Below are 3199 nucleotides of genomic sequence, written 5' to 3'. Positions count from 1 at the left end.
GCCTCGAAGACGCCGGCGTCGTAGCGGTCGCCCAGCGTCATCAGCACCCCATCGTAGTCCTGCAGCGCCGTGACCATCTCGTTACGGCTCAGCGGATGGGGGCTGTCGCGGTAGCTGACGTCGAAGTGCCCGCGCGCGGTCTCGATCACGCTTTCCGGCAGGTTCCGCCCGATCAGGACCCGGCTCAATGCAACCGTGCCCCGACAGGGACCGGGCCACCGGGTTCCGCCAGCACGATGGCGCCATCCTCGTCCGCGAAGCCGAGCGTCAGGCATTCCGACATGAACGGACCGATCTGGCGCGGCGGGAAGTTCACCACCGCCATCACCTTCCGCCCGACAATGGACTCGGGGTCGTAATGCACGGTGATCTGCGCCGAGGATTTCTTGGTGCCGATCTCGGGGCCGAAGTCGATCCAGAGCTTGATCGCGGGCTTGCGCGCCTCGGGGAAGGGTTCGGCGCGGATGACCTCGCCCACGCGGATGTCGACCTTGAGGAAGTCGTCGAAGGTGATCTCAGCCATTGGCAAGCTCCCGTGAGCGGTTGGTGGCGGCGGCGACGGTGGCGGCGACCAGCGGCGGCAGGCCGTTTTCGCTGTCCATCAGCACCTCGAGCCCCGCCTGCGTGGTGCCGTTGGGCGAGGTCACGTTGCGGCGCAGTTGGTCGGGATCCTCGGAGGCCTGCATCGCCAGCGCTCCGGCCCCGGCCACGGTGGCCTTGGCCAGCGTCATGGCGAGCGCCGGGTCGAGCCCCTGCGCCTCACCCGCGGCGGCGAGGCATTCGATCATGTGGAAGACATAGGCCGGGCCCGAGCCGCTGACGCCGGTCACCGCGTCCATCTGCGTCTCGCTGTCGAGTCGCACCACGCCGCCCACCGCCGAGAGCAGCTCTTCGGCTTGGTCGATCTGCGTCGCGCTGGCGTGGTCGTTGCCGACGATCGCGGTGATGCCCTGCCCCACGGCAGCGGGCGTGTTGGGCATGGCGCGCACCACCGGGGTGCGGTCGCCCAGCATCGCCTCGTAGGTGGCGATCAGCGTGCCCGCCGCCACCGAGACGAAGAGCGTGCTGCCGTTGCCATAGGTCACGAGGGTGGGCAGCGCCTCGGTCATCATCTGCGGCTTCACCGCCACCAGCACGATGGCAGGATCCTGCGGCAGCTCCTCGTTCAGGTGCACGCCCTGCGCCTGCAGCCAGTCCGAGGGGTGTGGGTCCATCACCCAGACCGATGTGCTGGGCAGCCCGCGCGCCAGCCAGCCCTCGAGCATTGCCGATCCCATCTTGCCGCAGCCGAGCAGCACCAGGCCGCGACGCGCGATTTCTCCGTTCTGCATAGTCGTCTCTCTCCAGCGTTCGGGGCCAATCTGTCCCGGCGCCGGGCCGGTTGCAAGCCGGGGCGCGCCGCCGGGACCGCCAGAGGGGCGCCAGAGGGGGCGCTGCCCCCGTCGCGCCCTGCGCGACTCCCCCGGGATATTTCAGGCCACCGGAAGCCACGGGGCTTCGCCGCTGACCCAGGGGAGCGACGGCCTATTCGGCCAGGATCGAGGCGGGCCGGGTGCCGTCGTTCAGCCAGGCCTCCATCGGGGTCATCGGGTCGAGCGAGGCGGCGCTGATACCGCCCGGTCCCGGCAGGATGCCGCAGTGATCGAGCCCGGGCACCATGAAGAGCGCCACGTTCTCCTTGAGCGTGTCCTCGCCGCCGGCCAGTTCCGCCGCCTGGTCATACCATTCGATGGTCTTGTAGGGCGTGACGATGGCATCGGCCCAGCCGTGCCAGACGATCATCTTGCCGCCCGCGGCGCGGAACTCGGACAGGTCCGGATTGTCGCCGTTGTAGACCGTGGACATGGTCTCGAGCCGGGCCGGGTCGGTCTCGAAGTCGAAGTCGAGCGGGGTCCATTCCGGGCCGGGATCGGTGGCGAAGGCCATGTAGCGGCCGAAGTTCTCGACGAAGGCGGGGATGCTCCGCCCGGCGCCCTTGTCGTTGCCGGTAAGCCAGAGCCACCAGAACGGCTCGGAGCCCTCGGGGATGCCGCCCGGGTAGAGCTGCGCTCCGGCGGCGTTGTGCGGCCCCTCGCGCCACTTGGCGACGGTTGCAAGCTCGGCCTCGCCGAGGCAGCTGGCGCTGTCCTCGCCGGTGCAGGCCAGCGCGGCGAGATCCACGCTGCAGGCGCGCGGGTCGGCGATGAGGCCGTCTTCGGTGCCGTCGGCGCCGTCGCATTGCGTCATCACCTCGTCGCCGATCAGCGTGGCCTCGTCCGGGCCGATGATCTGGCTGCCGTCGGCGGCGGTGTTGGCCTGTACGAGCCACGCCATCTTGGTGGCCACGAGGCCGGTATAATCCATCGCCGGCGCGCCGGAGATGATGCCGTCGAACATCTCGGGGTAGCGCTGCGCGGCGACATGGGCCATGCGCCCGCCAGTGGAGCAGCCCTGGAAGATCGCCTGCTCGGAGGCGCCGTCGTAGAATGCCCCGATCAGCGCCTGCGCCACGCGGTGGGTCTCGCCGATCGAGCGCCAGCCCCAGTCGCGCTCGGCGTTGGGGTTGTTCATCGCCCAGCTGCCCTCGGTCACCGACAGCGCGTGGTGGCCGCTGTCGGACGTGGCGGTGGCGTAGCCGCGCTCGAGCCCCGGGCGCATGGCGTTGACCCAGCCGCCGCCGGCATCGGCCCGGCCGAGGATGCCGCAGAAGCCGCCGCAGCCCGACTGGTAGTACTTGCCGTTCCAGTCCTGCATCGGCAGGCGCACCTCGATCGAGATCGCCGGGCGCGCGGTCACCCGCACCTCGCAGTAGGCGGGCAGCGTGTCGGCGGCGGGCATCACCCGCGCCGAGGTCACCACCGCGGCATCCATCACCGTGTCGCGGAGCGCCGTGCAGGCCTCGTCGGACTGCTGCGCATAGGCCGGAACGGCTGCGGCCATGGCGAGCGCCACGGCCGATACATGCTGTTTCATATATTCCTCCCTGAGTTGTCCCTGGAGGGGAGGATTGCGCCGTTTCCTCAGGCAGGCAAGTGCGGACTTGCCTGACCCGTGGTCACCCGGCGCGGAGGCCGCTCAGGCCCGGCCGTAGGCCTCGGCGATGGCGATCTGCAGCGCCTCCTTCGGGCTCTTCCCAGCCCATGCGATGAGCTGGAATGCCGGGTAGTAGCGCTCGGAGGCGGCGACGGCGGCGGAGATCATCGTGTCGATCTGCTCGGGG

The 3199-nt window shown here is 70.1% G+C and carries 3 protein-coding genes and 2 pseudogenes; all 5 read right to left on the bottom strand.

Annotated features, from left to right (window positions below):
• Nucleotides 1-188, bottom strand: a pseudogene (locus HC022_RS22235) (D-glycerate dehydrogenase); the annotation flags it as partial.
• Complete coding sequence (locus HC022_RS22230; protein WP_089958835.1) at nucleotides 185-523, bottom strand: tRNA-binding protein; 339 nt, start codon at nucleotides 521-523, stop codon at nucleotides 185-187. The gene HC022_RS22230 and the pseudogene HC022_RS22235, both read right to left, overlap by 4 nt.
• Nucleotides 516-1331 carry a pyrroline-5-carboxylate reductase gene (proC, locus tag HC022_RS22225; RefSeq protein ID WP_167453854.1) on the bottom strand — a complete coding sequence of 272 codons (816 nt, stop codon included), beginning with the start codon at nucleotides 1329-1331 and terminating at the stop codon, nucleotides 516-518. The genes HC022_RS22230 and proC overlap by 8 nt, the downstream gene beginning before the upstream one ends.
• A 193-nt stretch (nucleotides 1332-1524) precedes the next feature.
• Nucleotides 1525-2952 carry a tannase/feruloyl esterase family alpha/beta hydrolase gene (locus HC022_RS22220; protein WP_167453853.1) on the bottom strand — a complete coding sequence of 476 codons (1428 nt, stop codon included), beginning with the start codon at nucleotides 2950-2952 and terminating at the stop codon, nucleotides 1525-1527.
• Between the two features lie 102 nt (nucleotides 2953-3054).
• Nucleotides 3055-3199 (bottom strand): annotated as a pseudogene (locus tag HC022_RS29445) (YbjN domain-containing protein); the annotation flags it as partial.

It is taken from the genome of Salipiger sp. HF18, from assembly GCF_011806505.1.
GTDB lineage: Bacteria > Pseudomonadota > Alphaproteobacteria > Rhodobacterales > Rhodobacteraceae > Salipiger > Salipiger thiooxidans.
This window is presented reverse-complemented; position numbering and strand designations above follow the sequence as displayed.